This window comes from Flavobacterium sp., from assembly GCF_039595935.1.
Classification (GTDB): domain Bacteria; phylum Bacteroidota; class Bacteroidia; order Flavobacteriales; family Flavobacteriaceae; genus Flavobacterium.
Genome location: NZ_JBCNKR010000004.1, coordinates 1,303,045 through 1,316,956, shown reverse-complemented (window position 1 = coordinate 1,316,956; position 13,912 = coordinate 1,303,045). Strand labels below are relative to the sequence as shown.

The 13,912-nt window shown below is 32.3% G+C and carries 14 protein-coding genes; 4 read left to right on the top strand and 10 right to left on the bottom strand.

What is annotated here, in order from left to right; translation table 11 throughout:
- Positions 1 to 72: 72 nt before the first annotated feature.
- A complete protein-coding gene (arsC, locus tag ABDW27_RS05700; protein WP_343694990.1) occupies positions 73 to 417 on the bottom strand; it encodes an arsenate reductase (glutaredoxin) in 345 nt (114 codons plus the stop codon).
- A gap of 115 nt (positions 418 to 532) precedes the next feature.
- Here arsC and ABDW27_RS05695 point away from each other — a divergent pair, with 115 nt between their 5' ends.
- Together ABDW27_RS05695 and ABDW27_RS05690 are read left to right on the top strand one after the other, a co-directional pair.
- Positions 533 to 1,486: a CPBP family intramembrane glutamic endopeptidase gene (locus tag ABDW27_RS05695; RefSeq protein WP_343694989.1), complete on the top strand. Its 954-nt coding sequence runs from the start codon at positions 533 to 535 to the stop codon at positions 1,484 to 1,486.
- Positions 1,487 to 1,493: 7 nt separating this feature from the next.
- Positions 1,494 to 2,534, top strand: a complete 1,041-nt coding sequence (locus ABDW27_RS05690; protein ID WP_343694988.1) for an AMP-binding protein — start codon at positions 1,494 to 1,496, stop codon at positions 2,532 to 2,534.
- A 358-nt stretch (positions 2,535 to 2,892) separates the two neighbouring features.
- Here the strand turns inward: ABDW27_RS05690 and ABDW27_RS05685 are convergent, their stop codons facing one another.
- The 3 genes from ABDW27_RS05685 to ABDW27_RS05675 all read right to left on the bottom strand — a co-directional run bounded on the left by ABDW27_RS05685 (position 2,893) and on the right by ABDW27_RS05675 (position 7,660).
- On the bottom strand, positions 2,893 to 4,107 hold the full coding sequence (locus tag ABDW27_RS05685; RefSeq protein ID WP_343694987.1) for a methyltransferase domain-containing protein: 1,215 nt from the start codon (positions 4,105 to 4,107) through the stop codon (positions 2,893 to 2,895).
- 148 nt (positions 4,108 to 4,255) lie between these two features.
- On the bottom strand, positions 4,256 to 6,226 hold the full coding sequence (locus ABDW27_RS05680; protein ID WP_343694986.1) for a KUP/HAK/KT family potassium transporter: 1,971 nt from the start codon (positions 6,224 to 6,226) through the stop codon (positions 4,256 to 4,258).
- 132 nt (positions 6,227 to 6,358) lie between these two features.
- Positions 6,359 to 7,660 carry a hypothetical protein gene (locus ABDW27_RS05675; protein WP_343694985.1) on the bottom strand — a complete coding sequence of 434 codons (1,302 nt, stop codon included), beginning with the start codon at positions 7,658 to 7,660 and terminating at the stop codon, positions 6,359 to 6,361.
- Between the two features lie 238 nt (positions 7,661 to 7,898).
- Between ABDW27_RS05675 and ABDW27_RS05670 the strand changes: the two genes are divergently transcribed.
- Entirely contained in the window at positions 7,899 to 8,960 is a 1,062-nt protein-coding gene (locus ABDW27_RS05670) for an oxidoreductase (protein WP_343694984.1), read from the top strand.
- An 81-nt stretch (positions 8,961 to 9,041) separates the two neighbouring features.
- Here ABDW27_RS05670 and ABDW27_RS05665 read toward each other — a convergent pair whose 3' ends face one another.
- From ABDW27_RS05665 to ABDW27_RS05645, 5 genes are all read right to left on the bottom strand, one after another.
- Entirely contained in the window at positions 9,042 to 9,497 is a 456-nt protein-coding gene (locus ABDW27_RS05665) for a sensor of ECF-type sigma factor (RefSeq protein ID WP_343694983.1), read from the bottom strand.
- An 18-nt stretch (positions 9,498 to 9,515) separates the two neighbouring features.
- Positions 9,516 to 9,935: a hypothetical protein gene (locus ABDW27_RS05660; protein ID WP_343694982.1), complete on the bottom strand. Its 420-nt coding sequence runs from the start codon at positions 9,933 to 9,935 to the stop codon at positions 9,516 to 9,518.
- A 33-nt stretch (positions 9,936 to 9,968) separates the two neighbouring features.
- Positions 9,969 to 10,511 (bottom strand): sigma-70 family RNA polymerase sigma factor, encoded by a 543-nt coding sequence (locus ABDW27_RS05655; RefSeq protein WP_343694981.1) that lies wholly within the window; start codon positions 10,509 to 10,511, stop codon positions 9,969 to 9,971.
- Between the two features lie 75 nt (positions 10,512 to 10,586).
- Positions 10,587 to 11,810: a transcriptional regulator gene (locus ABDW27_RS05650; protein WP_343694980.1), complete on the bottom strand. Its 1,224-nt coding sequence runs from the start codon at positions 11,808 to 11,810 to the stop codon at positions 10,587 to 10,589.
- A gap of 72 nt (positions 11,811 to 11,882) precedes the next feature.
- Positions 11,883 to 12,071: a hypothetical protein gene (locus ABDW27_RS05645; protein WP_343694979.1), complete on the bottom strand. Its 189-nt coding sequence runs from the start codon at positions 12,069 to 12,071 to the stop codon at positions 11,883 to 11,885.
- An 82-nt stretch (positions 12,072 to 12,153) separates the two neighbouring features.
- Between ABDW27_RS05645 and ABDW27_RS05640 the strand changes: the two genes are divergently transcribed.
- On the top strand, positions 12,154 to 12,534 hold the full coding sequence (locus ABDW27_RS05640) for a nucleoside triphosphate pyrophosphohydrolase family protein (RefSeq protein WP_343694978.1): 381 nt from the start codon (positions 12,154 to 12,156) through the stop codon (positions 12,532 to 12,534).
- Positions 12,535 to 12,827: 293 nt separating this feature from the next.
- Here the strand turns inward: ABDW27_RS05640 and ABDW27_RS05635 are convergent, their stop codons facing one another.
- Positions 12,828 to 13,898: a branched-chain amino acid aminotransferase gene (locus ABDW27_RS05635; RefSeq protein ID WP_343694977.1), complete on the bottom strand. Its 1,071-nt coding sequence runs from the start codon at positions 13,896 to 13,898 to the stop codon at positions 12,828 to 12,830.
- Positions 13,899 to 13,912 lie beyond the last annotated feature (14 nt).

Here is a 13,912-nt window from a genome sequence, read left to right as displayed (position 1 = left end):
TCTTAGACGGCAAATTTACTTTTTGGTTTAAAGAGAAAGATCATAAAAAAATGTTAATTGATTATTTTATAATCAATCTAAAAAAGAAGCCACTTTCTCCAAATCTCTCCCAATAATTGCTTTTCCATCTTTTACAACGATTGGTCTTTCGATTAAAATGGGGTTATCTGTCATAGCCTGAATTATTTCGTCGTCGTTTAAATCTTTGCCTTTATAATTATCGATCCAGATTTTTTCTTTGGTTCTGACTAATTCTCCTGGTTTTAAATTTAATTTTTTAAGAAGTTCTTTCAATTCGCTAAGAGTCGGAGTATCGGTTAAATAAGGAATTATCTCATATTTTTGTTTAGTGTCTTCAATAAAAGCTAAACAATTTCTTGATTTTCCGCAGCGGGGGTTATGGTAAATTTGTATCATTTTGTTATATTTAATGTCTGTTAAAATAAGATCTCATAAAAAGTGTTCTTATTTAGTACAACAAAAATAGGATTTACTATTTAAATCAAATTCTCATTTTAAAAATTTTAAGTTTATGTTTTTAGAACAAGGAGTTAAGCCTGGAAATTTTTTTTGGAAATATCTTTTAGGATCCGTTATTATCATCACAGCGTCATTTATAGGTCAGATTCCTTTTTCAATTGCGGTTCTTTATAAAAGTTATAAAGAACATTCCGTTTTCCCTACAGACAATGATTCGGCTTTAAAAATGTTTGAGCCCAATCTTACTTTGTTTTTGGTAATGCTGTCGTTTGTTTTTGCTTTTGCAGGGATTTATTTTGTGGTAAAATATATGCACCATCAAACACTTTTATCTATTACTACTAGTAGAAAAAAAGTCGACTGGAACCGCATTTTCTTTTCTTTTTTGTTGTGGACTATATTCTCTGTAATTAGTTTTTTTATTCTTTATTTTCAGTCTCCGGAAAAATTTGTGTGGAATTTTAAATTAGTTCCGTTTCTAATTTTAGTTGTTGTTGGAACTATTTTAATCCCCATTCAAACCAGTACCGAAGAATATGTTTTTAGAGGATATCTTTTGCAGGGTTTCGCCAATTTAGCAAGAAACAGATGGTTTCCTTTAATGATGACATCGCTTATATTTGGTTCAATGCATATTCTTAATCCTGAAGTAACCAAAATGGGTTACATCATTATGATTTATTATATAGGAACAGGATTGTTTCTTGGAATTATTACTTTGATGGATGACGGGATGGAACTCGCATTAGGATTTCATGCTGCAAATAATCTTATTGGCGCTTTATTGGTAACTTCAGACTGGTCTGTTTTTCAAACGCATTCGATATTTAAAGACATGTCTAATCCTTCTGCCGGGGCCGATGTTATTTTACCGGTTGTAATTGTGTATCCTATTTTGCTTTTTATTTTTAGTAAAAAATACAATTGGACAAATTGGAAAGAAAAACTTACAGGTAAAATTGAAATAAAAAATGATGAAATAACTGAATTTTTAAACTTAAATTAAATATATCATGCCAACTTTAACTCATAGAAATGTACATAACTACTTTAAACTGGATGGTTATCATTTAAATGCCGCAGATTTGTGCCGAATTGGTTATAGTTTTATCAAAGAAGGTGATGCATACGAAAGAGCTATTGGTGAATTTTTTCTGGATTGGTTTGATCATAAAGAGTATATCGAAATGACAACTTCCGGAACTACAGGACTCCCGAAACTGGTTAGGTTAGAAAAACAAGCCATGATTCAGTCGGCATTGGCAACGGGAGATTTCTTCGGTTTAGAACCCGGAAATAAAGCTTTGCTTTGTCTTCCAACTCAGTTTATTGCCGGTAAAATGATGCTTGTTCGAAGCTTAATTTTAGGTTTAGAACTGGATATTGCTGTTCCGTCTACAGAGCCTTTGGCTTATAATAATAAACAATATGATTTTGCGGCGATGGTTCCGTTGCAGGTTCAAAATTCGCTTGAAAAACTAGGAAATATAAAGAAGTTAATTATTGGAGGTGCAAAAACCGACAGTGATCTTATGGAGAAACTTCTGCCGTTTAAAACGGAGATTTACGAAACTTACGGAATGACCGAAACGATTACTCACATCGCGGCCAAAAGAGTAGGAGAAACTGCTTTTACGATTTTACCAAATGTGAAAATTGAAAAAGATGATCGAGGATGTCTGGTGATTTATGTTTCTTCAATTTCTGATGAACCTGTTGTTACAAATGATTTGGTTGATTTAATAAATGAAAATCAATTTGTGTTTTTAGGAAGAATCGACAATGTTATTAATAGTGGAGGAGTGAAGCTTATTCCGGAACAGATTGAGGCCAAATTAATTGGTAAAATTAATAACCGTTTTTTTGTAACGGGTGTTCCTGATACTGTTTTAGGTGAAAAACTGATTTTGGTGATTGAAGGAGAAAAATATGATTTTTCGGAAGACTTTTTTGATGATTTAGGAAAATTTGAAAAGCCGAAAGAAATTGTTTTTGTTCCGAAATTTAAAGAAAACGAAAACGGAAAGTTATTGCGAAAATCGAGTTTGGTGTAGAAAAATTCCAAATATTTTAAATTCCAAATTCCAATTTATAGTTGGGATTTGGAATTTTTTGTTTTGGGGATATATAATTCATTTAGTCCCTATGGGACATCTGATGGAGACGGAACATTTTTTTCTACCGATATGTAACTCCTAACGGAGTTTTTCCAGATTATCTCGCAGAGTTTTCTAACGACATATAATTCGTAACGAAGTTTTTCCCAAACTATCTCGTAGAGATTACATATCGGTAGAAAAATACATGCAATAAAAAAATGTCCCGTAGGGACTAAACTTTTAAAAACAAAAAATTCCAAATCCCAACTATAAATTGGAATTTGGAATTTAAAAATATTGAGATTTTATAATTTTATTTCTTACGCTCTAATAATGCCATATAAAAACCATCAAAACCAGATTCAGAAGCTAATAATTTACGATCTTCTACAAAAGTAAATTGCTGCCCGATTTCTGTTTTCAGGAATTTTTGAACTTGCTCCTGATTTTCAGAAGGTAATACAGAACAAGTTGCATAAACTAATTTTCCTCCAGGTTTTACAATTTTCGAATAGCTTTCTAAAACTTCACTCTGAACTTTACGAATGTTATCGATAAATTCAGGCTGTAATTTCCATTTAGAATCCGGATTTCTTTTTAAAACACCTAATCCGCTGCAAGGCGCATCAATTAATACACGATCTGCTTTTTCATGTAATTTTTTGATCACTTTTGTAGTGTCAATAATTCGATATTCGATATTAAAAGCACCATTTCTTTTGGCTCTTAATTTTAATTGCTTTAGTTTGCTTTCGTACAAATCCATTGCAATCAATTGTCCTTTATTTTCCATTAAAGAAGCAATATGCAATGTTTTTCCTCCGGCTCCGGCACAAGTATCAACCACACGCATTCCAGGTTTTAAATCGAGGAAACCGGCAACTAATTGCGAATTGGCATCCTGAACTTCAAAAAGCCCTTGTTTGAAAGCATCTGTTAAAAATACGTTGGCTCTTTCTTTTAAAACTAAAGCTTCCGGCTGATCTTTTAAATATTCTGTTTCAATATTCAAATCCATCAAAGTATTTCTCAGGCTTTCTTTAGTTCCTTTAAGCGTGTTAGTTCTTAAAATAACTTTAGCAGGCTGATTTTGAGCGGCGATTTCTTTTGCCCAAACTTTTTCACCTAATTCTTTTACACCTAATTCATCCATCCAGTCCGGAATAGATTCTTTTAAAGCTCTAACTTTTGAAAGTTCGTCAAAACGCCCTTTTATTTTTCTTTCCGGAGTTCCTTCAAGTTGTCTCCAATCCGGAATTGGATAACCTCTTAAAACAGCCCAAACTGCAAACATTCTCCATAAATTGTCTCTGTCGTAAGGTTCTTTTACTTCTGCAATTTCTGCATATAAACGTTTCCAGCGAACAATTTCATATATCGTTTCAGCAACAAACTTCCTGTCAGAACTTCCCCAACGTTTGTCTTTTTTTAAGGCTCTTGCTACCACTTTATCTGCATATTCTCCTTCATTGAAAATTGCATTCAAAGAGTCGATGGTAGTATAAACTAAATTTCTGTGTAATCTCATTTCTAATATTTGAGGTGCAAAGGTACTATTAATTGATTGAAAGTTAAATTTTTAATTGTGTATTGTTGTTTAGCTTTCGTTTTAAAATAAAAAACACTCTGATAAAAATTTTAAAAGAGTGTTTTTAATTTGGTTTTCTGCGTGCAGATTATTCTTTTGTAATTCTTGTCAATCCAATATTTTCAGGAGCATGAAGCACCATCGGGAATTTCTCTATTTTAACAGAGCTGCTGTCTAATCCAAAAGCTCTTTCCTCAGATAAACTTAATTTTTTGATGAAGAAATAAGAGTTCATGATAATGTTTTCATGCCATCTTAAATCATTGTCATTTGATAAGAATTTCTCAGACAATACAAATTTAAAGTCTCCAATAATATTGTTTTTATTTAAAGATTCGTATCGGCTTGTGATATCAACTTCACCACGTTTTACCATGTCACGAATTACTTCTCTAAACATTAAATTGATTTTAGTAGGCTCTCTAAATCCTAGATTAAAATCGATTCTGTAAATATCATCTTTTGCAATCTCGGTAACTTTATATTGTGTTTTATATGGTTCAGTAAGAATGTTTACGTGTACAAACCAATAGATATCAGCTCTTTTTGGTCGTTTTTGTAAAATCGAATAAATTACTTTTTCCTCTAATTCGTCAACACGGTTCGCATTGGTCATATAAACCAAATGTGTTGCGTATTTAGGAATAGATAAGTCCTGACTCAATTCGACTAATACTTTTTTGTAATCGTCAATTTTGATGATTTTAGTATAGCTTTTGTTGATTTTCTTAGCTAAATACCAAATTGTCATTACTGAAATAAGTAAACTGGCAATGATTAAAGTTACGAAACCTCCATCAATAAATTTGGTAATGTTGGCAATTAAGAAACTAAATTCAATCAATAAATAAATTGTAATAAGCGGTACCATAAAGTATAGTTTTACACGCTTCATGATTAAATAATAGTTCAGTAAAATAGTTGTCATGATCATGCACAAAATAATGGCAAGACCATAAGCATGTTCCATATTACCAGATTCTTTGAAGTGTAATACAATACCAACACAGCCAAAAAATAATAACCAGTTAATTGACGGAATGTATAATTGTCCTTTTACCTCAGTAGGATATTTAATTTTTACTTTAGGCCAGAAATTTAAGCGCATTGCTTCATTTATTAATGTAAATGATCCACTAATAAGAGCTTGAGATGCGATAACAGCAGCTAAAGTTGCAACAACAATTCCAAATGGTAAAAACCAGTGAGGCATTATTAAATAAAAAGGATTGTCACCTCCTAATTGTCTTAATGTTTTTCCAACGTGATGTGTTAAATATGCAGCCTGACCAAAATAGTTTAATACTAAAGTTGCTTTAACAAATATCCAGCTAATTCGGATGTTTTTTCTACCGCAATGTCCCATGTCTGAATATAAAGCTTCAGCTCCGGTTGTACATAAAAACACTAATCCAAGAACAAAAAAACCTTCTGGGTGAACTTGTAATAAATGATATGCATAGTATGGATTAATGGCTTTGATTACTTCTGGATGATGAATAATCTGAATCAATCCTAAGGTTCCTAACATAGCAAACCAAATTAGCATCATAGGAGCAAAAAACTTCCCTACTAGTTTGGTTCCAAATTGTTGTATCGTGAATAAAACAAATAAAATTGTAATTACAATACCAACAATCGTATCGGTTTTCATTGTTGGATAGAAAGCTCTAATTCCTTCTACAGCAGAAGAAATCGAGATTGGCGGTGTTATAATACCATCGGCCAGCAGCGCACTTCCTCCAATGATAGCGGGTACAATGAGCCATTGAATTTTTGTTTTTTTAACTAATGCATAAAGTGCAAAAATTCCACCTTCGCCATGATTATCGGCGCTTAAAGTGATAAGAACATACTTTATGGTGGTTTGTAATGTCAAGGTCCAGAAAACACAAGAAATACCTCCTAAAACAATATCAGTATTTATAATGTCTCCACCAAGAATGGCCTTCATTACATACAAAGGAGATGTACCAATATCTCCATAAATAATCCCTAATGTTATCAATAAACCCCCAATAGACAACTTACTATGTAAGTTTTTATGCGATGCGCTCATGTATATTTTTAATAAAAGACGGTTGCAAATTTACTGTTTTAAAATAAATTAGCGACAATTATAATTAAAAAGATAAAAAAAAGCACAATCCCCAAATTGTGCTTTTAATTTTGAACATTAATTGAGAGATTCTTAACCTCTTCTTCCGCCTCCTCTAGAGCCGTTACCGCTTTCTCTTTGCGATTGTCCGCCTCTTGATTCCTGACTCATACGTGGTGATTCAGAACGTTGAGGAGCGCTTTGCGGTCTAGAAACATTAGAATTAGATCTGTTTTCAGAGTAGCCTCTTGGTGCTTCTGTTCTTTGAACTGGAGCTGACTGAGGTGTGCTGGCTCTGTTTGATGAACTTCCTCTGTTTTCAGAATAGCTTCTTTGCGGCTGATTCTCTTGTGTAGATGTTCTGTTTGTATAATTTCTGTTTTCAGAATTTCCTCTTGATACTGATGGGCTAGAATTGTTTCTTCCGTAATCAGGTCTTTGAGTGTTTTCGTTTCTTGCCGGAGTGTTTACATTAGCAGAGTTGTCTCTGTTGTTATTTGTTACACGATTTGTGTTGCTGTAACTTCTATCAGATGTATTTCTGCCAGAATTGTAATCTCTGGTTGTGTTTCTGTTTTCTACAGAAGCCGGACGTCCGTTATTAGATCTGTTATAATTGTAATTGTTTGAATTTCTGTTCACATCTCTGCTGGCAATTCTTCTTTGATCTAAGTCATATCTGTTGCTTACGTTAGAATGTCTGTCAGCAAAACTGAAGTTTGGTCTCATTCTTTCATAACCATAAGTACGTCTTGTTTCGTAAATAGCAGGAGCTCTGTAGCTTCTTCTAGTGTTTACATAATTGTAACTGTTATGTACATTAATACATACATTTATGTTGTTTCTGTATCTGTAAACAGGATAAGGTCTCCATGCTGAATAATACGTTGGGTAATAACCCCAATACCAAGTTGAGTAATAAGGTCTGTAATTTGTAACCCAAAATGAAGTATAAATTACCGGTACTACACTGTAAACAGGCTCATAAATGTAATTGTCTCCATATAAGTAAGTATTACCTACAACCTGAACACTTACTTTGTTATAATTGTCTCTTTCAACATCAATTGTAGCAACATCCTGATAAACATCACGGTCAAGTACAGCCTGAATAATTACAACGTGAGTTCTGTCTTCTACAGATTCGATTACACGTAAATAATCTACTTCGTCATCTCCATTTAAATCAAGGTTAGAAATTTGATATTTAGGATCGTTTAATCTTCTTTCAAAATCCTGAAGGTTAGCAGATTCACCAAACATCGAAGCTACTGCTCTAAGGTCTAGGTTATCGCTTATATCTGAGTTTTTTGCATAAACAGTAGTTTGGCTTTGCGCTCCGCAAGAACTCAAAACTGATGTTACAAGTGCTATAAAAAGTAATTTCGTTTTCATGATAAAATCATATTAAATTATTTGTATTAGGAGATATCCAATTACTGTGCCACAATTTTGTTTTTCTATCTTGGTATTTGTAATAGTCATTAAATCAGTTGTTTGTGTTTTTGTTCAATTGTTGTTTGCTATTTATTAAACAGAAAAAAATGCTGTAATATTATTACCTGAAAAAAGACAAAACCTATTTTGATATGTTATAAATAATTGTATTTTAGCATTAACAAATCTGATTTATATGAAAAAACTAATTTTATTTTGCGGTATTTTTATTTTATTGATGTCTTTTGGAACATTTAATAAAAAAACTGAGGTAAGACCTGGTGGAGGCTTTACATCAATGACAATAGATACTTTGTTTAAAGATAGAATTAGTATAAGAGCCATTGTAGTTGATAAAAATAAAATTTGGTATGGCGCTGATAATTCTCGTTTTGGATGTTATGATTTAGACAAAAAAGAGAAATTTGAAGAACATATTTATCGTGATACACTTAAACTCGAATTTAGAAGTATTGCTCAAACTTCAGATAATATTTTTCTTTTAAGTGTTGCAAATCCAGCGTTACTTTACTCAGTTTCAAAAAAAGACAGAAAAGTAAAATTAGTTTACAAAGAAGTTAATCCGAAGGTTTTTTATGATAGTATGCAATTTTGGAATGATAAAGAAGGAATTGCCATTGGAGATCCTACTGAAGATACTTTTTCTATGATTGTGACTCGTGATGGAGGGGAAACATGGACTAAAATATTATCTGATAAACTGCCGACAAATGCAGTTGGTGAAGCGGCATTTGCAGCAAGTAACACGAATATTGTTATAAATGGAAATGATACATGGCTGGTTTCCGGAGGAAAAAAAGCACGTGTTTTTTATTCTCCTGATAAAGCAAAAACATGGAAAGTTGTTGACACACCCATCGTACAGGGAAAAGCCATGACCGGAATTTATACAGCAGATTTTTATGATTCTAAACACGGATTTATTGCCGGAGGAGATTATGATCTGCCAAATAAAAAATCAGGAAATAAAGCTTTTACAAAAGATGGCGGAAAAACCTGGGAATTAATAGGGCAGGATATGGGCTTTGGATATGCATCTTGTGTTCAATATGTTCCCGGCGGAAACGGAAAAGAAATTATTTGTGTAGGTTCTGAAGGAATTCAATATTCTCAAAACGGAGGCGAAAACTGGACACAATTATCTACTGATACAAAATTTTTTACAATACGTTTTGTTAACCGAAATACTGCAATCGCTGCAGGATATAATAAAATGGTCAGACTCAATTTTAAATAAAAAATGAAAAATAAAAAAGCCCCTAAATAAAGTAAGTATTATTTAGGGGCTTTTTCGTTGTTGTTTCTTCTTCAAAGGAAATTATTTCCCTGCTTTATCGCGATACTGTTTTAGCAATTTTCGATTAAAATCATCTTCAGATTTTTTAAGCTTTAATATCTTTTTTGCCGGTAAAACCTTTTTAATGCTGGTCATAAACTTTTCACGCAAAAGATATAATTCTTTATCCGTCGTTTCAATTTGTGATAGCAATACAACGGCTTCTTTCTCTGAAATAGAATTTAAATTGTCGTCGTCTAATTTTTTCAAATAAGTTTTCATTTTGTCGTGTCTCAATTCAAATTGCTTATCGTCGTAAGCATTATAAATTGGCCAAAACTTCTCTGCTTCTGTAGGTGTCAATTCTAGCTCTGTAGTTAAAAATGAAACCTTAAATGCTTTAATCTTTTCACGTTTTTCATCTATTTTATCACTTTGAGCATAAAATGAAAAAGTAACTAAAAACAGAAGTAATGCTAATATATTTTTGATTTTCATATTTGTATAATTTTGTTTTTACTCAGAAATTAGATTTTCAATATTTGGATTAGAAGCTAAAATGTCTTCTAAAGTTTCTTCATCTTCAAGAGCTACACTTTTATTTAGTTTGTCAATGTCTTTTGTATCTAATTCTTTCATTAAATCATATTGATTCAAATTTGACTGATAAGCTAAATAAGTTTCTAATGTTGCTTCATCAAGTTCTTTCGATGCTTTATAATAATGGTTTGCTGTTGGAATTAAAAAAGCAATAAAAACTGCAGCCGCCGCAGCAATCGAAATAACTTTTCTGCGTTTATATAGCGGAATTACTTTTACTTCTTTCTCTTTTTCAATCTGCTCAAAAACCTTTGCTGAAAGAGTATCAAAGTAATGATCCGGAGTTTTAAATCCCGGCGCTATTTTCGGTTCGTTTTCTAATTTAAATTCTTTCATAATGCTTATAAGATAAGGTTTGCTATAAAAGGTTTAATTTGTTGTAACATATAATTCTATTTTTTTTACCGCATGATGATAAGATGCTTTTAATGCACCTACTGAAGTTCCTAAAATTTCAGCGATTTCTTCGTATTTTAATTCTTCAAAATACTTCATCTTAAAAACCAGCTGTTGTTTTTCCGGCAGTGTAACTATTGCTTTTTGAAGCTTGATCTGGATTTCATCTCCATCAAAATAAGCATCTGATTTTAAATTGTCGATCGTTTTATTCTGTAAATCCTCAGAAGTAATGCCTTTTAATTTTGCTTTTTGGTTTAAAAAAGTCAAAGCTTCGTTTGTTGCGATTCGATACATCCAGGAAAAAAGTTTACTTTCTCCTTTAAAGTTTTTTAAATACTGAAAGACTTTTACAAAAGTATTCTGCAAAACATCATCTGCATCATCATGATTCAAAACAATGTTTCGAATATGAGAATACAGCGGTTTCTGATAATCAGATATAAGTTTTTGAAACGCTGAATTTTGCGTTTTAGGATCTAATAATTGTTGTATAAATTCTTTTTCGTCGATCAAACTTTTTGATTTATCAAACTTTATAATCAGTTAGATTGAATTTTATTCAAAAGGTTTAATCGGCCTTTTAAAAAATTAAAATTCAGAGTCCTCTTCTGGTTTTGCAGCCGGAGTCGCCGGCGGTGCAGCTGCAGGTTTTGGTGTAACCGGTTTTTTAACTACTGGTTTTGGAGTTGTTGTAGTTGTGGTAGGAGCTGCAGTTGCTGGTTCTGTACCTGTCGATACATCAGTTCCTGTTTGAGGCTGATAATCAGGTGTTGTAGTTTGAACCGGAACAACTTTTGGTTTAATTGGGAAATAAATTTCTGTAATTAATTTCGACGGACTTTTTACATCTAATTTACTTGCTGTCAAAATTTCAAGATGTGACCAGCCTAATTCAGGTATTATTTTTTCATTATTAATATAAGCTGTAGTTTTTGCGATAGCTTCGGCTGAATGTGAATAATCTCCATTTAAAGTTGTTTTTACAGCATCAAATCCATTCAGTTTTCCTGATAGAATATCGCTTCCAGAGCTGATTGATATTTCTTTATTGATTGGTAAACAAATAGAAATCTTTGCCAGTCCTTTTGCAGTATCGTAAGTATGATAAATAATAAAAGGTTTCCCGTTTGCGCTTAATCCGTTAGTTTCGCTAAAATGAATAAGTTTAGGAATTACGACTCTTGCGTTTTTGTTAACCTTAGAAATTTCACTTGTAAAAGTTTGTTTGATATAAGGAGTTTCGGTTTTTTTAACTACACCGTTTACTTTTATAGCATACGTTTTAGTTTCGTAATCCAGATTTTTGTCAATGTTTACAAGGCTTTTTTCGTAAATAGTCCCAATAACTTTATCCGAACCTCCGTTTAACGCTGTATAGATTTTAAACAAAAAGCTCATTGTTCCTTTTGCTTTCCAGGTAACTTTTGTTTTTCCTGCCAAAGTATCTTTAAATGTCCATACAACATCAGCTTCTGTGCCGTCGTATTTGATTTTTTGCTCAATGCTTTCTCCATCTTTTGTTTTTAAGGTAATAGCATTTCCTTCTCCTTCTTCTCCAGACCAATAAAATGCACCTCCATTACCGCTGGTTTTATTAGGATAAGTATAGTTTAAAGTTGAATCTTCGACTGCCCACGACTCAAAATCTTCGTAATTTCTAAAATCATTTACATAATTATAAACGGTTGCTTTTGGCGAATTGATTACTTTACTTCTTTCTACAGAAAAAATCCCTTTTTGGGTAGCAACAAAAACGGTAAGAGCGACTAAACTTAATAATAGTAAAAGAAATAAATATTTTAGAATCTTCATTGGTGCAGGTTTTTCGTAAAGTTATAAATTTTATTGGGAGTCTAAACTAATAACTAAAAATAATAGGTTGTATTATCTTTTTAAAAAGATTTTGATAACAAATAAAAGAACAATAAAAAGTATAAAGGCAAGCAATACTTTGTAATTTCCTTTGTAAAATATTTTATGAAGAGCAAGATCTTTACGGTAAGCAAAAATCATTATGATTACAAATGCGATAAAAAAACAGAGCGCGAATATTAATTGTCCTTGACTAAACATACTTAAAAATTATTTTTGACAAATTTAGAGAATTGTATGCGATTTGTTGCTAATTTGGCATCTCAATTAATAGAATAAAAACATGAAAAAACAACTTGACGCAGTTACTGAATTTCATACTGCTTTTAAAATAGGTCACAGCCAGACTCCAATTGCTGATTTAGGAGAAACTAAAAAATTGCTTCGTTATAATTTGATGAAAGAAGAAAACGAAGAATATCTTGAAGCGGTTAAAAATAATGATTTGGTTGAAATTGCTGATGCTCTTGGAGATATGATGTATATTTTGTGCGGAACTATTATTGAACATGGTTTACAGGATAAAATTGAAGCTGTTTTTGACGAAATCCAGCGTAGTAATATGAGTAAACTTGGCGAAGATGGAAAACCAATTTATAGAGAAGACGGAAAAGTAATGAAAGGCCCAAATTACTTTAAACCTGATTTTTCGAAGTTGTTGTAAAAGATTAACCGCAAAGAACGCTAAGGTTTTTTTTCTGTTGTTCTTGTTAAAGAGGAAAGTTCGCAAAGCTTTGTGTCATTTTTGTCATTTCGACGAAGGAGAAATCTACGCAAGTAGCTTGACAAAGATTGTCGATTTGCAATGAGGAGTTTCTTGCGCAGATTTCTCCTTCGTCGAAATGACAAGATTGTGTTTAATCTTAGTAGTTTTTGCTGAAAATTAATAATAAACGAAATAAAAAACCCGACAAATTTTTAAAATCTGTCGGGTTTTATTTTTATTCTGATTTTGGATTATTGTACTTTAACTGTCCATCCGTAAGTATCTTCAGAAAGTTTGTTTTGAAGACTTGTTAGTTTTTCTTTTAAGAATGAAGCGTATGAGTTTTCAATTGGAGCCATTTCATAATACTCATCTTTATATGAGAAACCTTTGATAACGCTGATTACCGCAGCAGTTCCTGCTCCGAAAATTTCTTTTAAAGAACCATTTTTAGCAGCTTCAACTAATTCTGAAACAATTACCGGACGAACTTCTACATTTAATCCTTCTTTTTCAGCCATTGTGATCAAACTTTTTCTGGTTACACCATCTAAAATTCTTTCGCTTGTTGGAGCCGTTAATAAAGTATCATTAATTCTGAAGAAAACGTTCATTGTTCCTGCTTCTTCTAATTTTGTGTGCGTTGCGTCATCAGTCCAGATAACTTGTTGGAAACCATCTTTGTTTGCCAAATTTGTTGGGTAAAACTGTGCAGCGTAGTTACCGGCAGCTTTTGCAGCACCAATTCCGCCATTTGCAGCTCTACTGTAATGTTCAGCAATAATTACTTTAACTTCACCGCCATAATATGATTTAGCAGGAGAAAGTAAAATCATAAATTTATATTCATCAGAAGGGTTTGCAATAACGCCAGGGCCTGTTGCAATCATAAACGGACGGATATACATACTTGCTCCGTTACCTCTCTGAATCCATTCTTTATCAATTTTTAATAATTCGTATAAACCTTCCATGAAAATATCTTCCGGAATTTCTGGCATTGCCATACGAACAGCAGAACTGTTTAAACGTTTGTAGTTTTCATCAGGTCTAAACAACCAAACATCATTATTTTCATCTTTATAAGCTTTCATTCCTTCAAAAATTGCCTGACCGTAATGAAAGACTTTTGAAGATGGATCCATCAAAATAGGAGCGTAAGGCTTAACGACCGGATTTTGCCATTGTCCGTTTTTGTAATCACATTCGAATAAATGGTCTGTAAATACAGCACCAAAACTTAAGTTTTCAAAGTCTACAGAGCTTATCTTAGACGATTCAGCTTTTCTGATTTCAATTTTGCTTGTTTGAGTTGTACTCATAATTATGTAAAGTT

What these genes read in the sequence shown, in the direction of transcription:
- ABDW27_RS05640 (WP_343694978.1), top strand. Translation starts at nt 12,154, where the DNA reads ATGAAAAAACAACTTGACGCAGTTACTGAATTTCATACTGCTTTTAAA.
- ABDW27_RS05685 (WP_343694987.1), bottom strand. Translation starts at nt 4,107, where the DNA reads ATGAGATTACACAGAAATTTAGTTTATACTACCATCGACTCTTTGAAT.
- ABDW27_RS05690 (WP_343694988.1), top strand. Translation starts at nt 1,494, where the DNA reads ATGCCAACTTTAACTCATAGAAATGTACATAACTACTTTAAACTGGAT.
- ABDW27_RS05695 (WP_343694989.1), top strand. Translation starts at nt 533, where the DNA reads ATGTTTTTAGAACAAGGAGTTAAGCCTGGAAATTTTTTTTGGAAATAT.
- ABDW27_RS05660 (WP_343694982.1), bottom strand. Translation starts at nt 9,935, where the DNA reads ATGAAAGAATTTAAATTAGAAAACGAACCGAAAATAGCGCCGGGATTT.
- ABDW27_RS05650 (WP_343694980.1), bottom strand. Translation starts at nt 11,810, where the DNA reads ATGAAGATTCTAAAATATTTATTTCTTTTACTATTATTAAGTTTAGTC.
- ABDW27_RS05645 (WP_343694979.1), bottom strand. Translation starts at nt 12,071, where the DNA reads ATGTTTAGTCAAGGACAATTAATATTCGCGCTCTGTTTTTTTATCGCA.
- ABDW27_RS05675 (WP_343694985.1), bottom strand. Translation starts at nt 7,660, where the DNA reads ATGAAAACGAAATTACTTTTTATAGCACTTGTAACATCAGTTTTGAGT.
- ABDW27_RS05665 (WP_343694983.1), bottom strand. Translation starts at nt 9,497, where the DNA reads ATGAAAATCAAAAATATATTAGCATTACTTCTGTTTTTAGTTACTTTT.
- arsC (WP_343694990.1), bottom strand. Translation starts at nt 417, where the DNA reads ATGATACAAATTTACCATAACCCCCGCTGCGGAAAATCAAGAAATTGT.
- ABDW27_RS05635 (WP_343694977.1), bottom strand. Translation starts at nt 13,898, where the DNA reads ATGAGTACAACTCAAACAAGCAAAATTGAAATCAGAAAAGCTGAATCG.
- ABDW27_RS05680 (WP_343694986.1), bottom strand. Translation starts at nt 6,226, where the DNA reads ATGAGCGCATCGCATAAAAACTTACATAGTAAGTTGTCTATTGGGGGT.
- ABDW27_RS05670 (WP_343694984.1), top strand. Translation starts at nt 7,899, where the DNA reads ATGAAAAAACTAATTTTATTTTGCGGTATTTTTATTTTATTGATGTCT.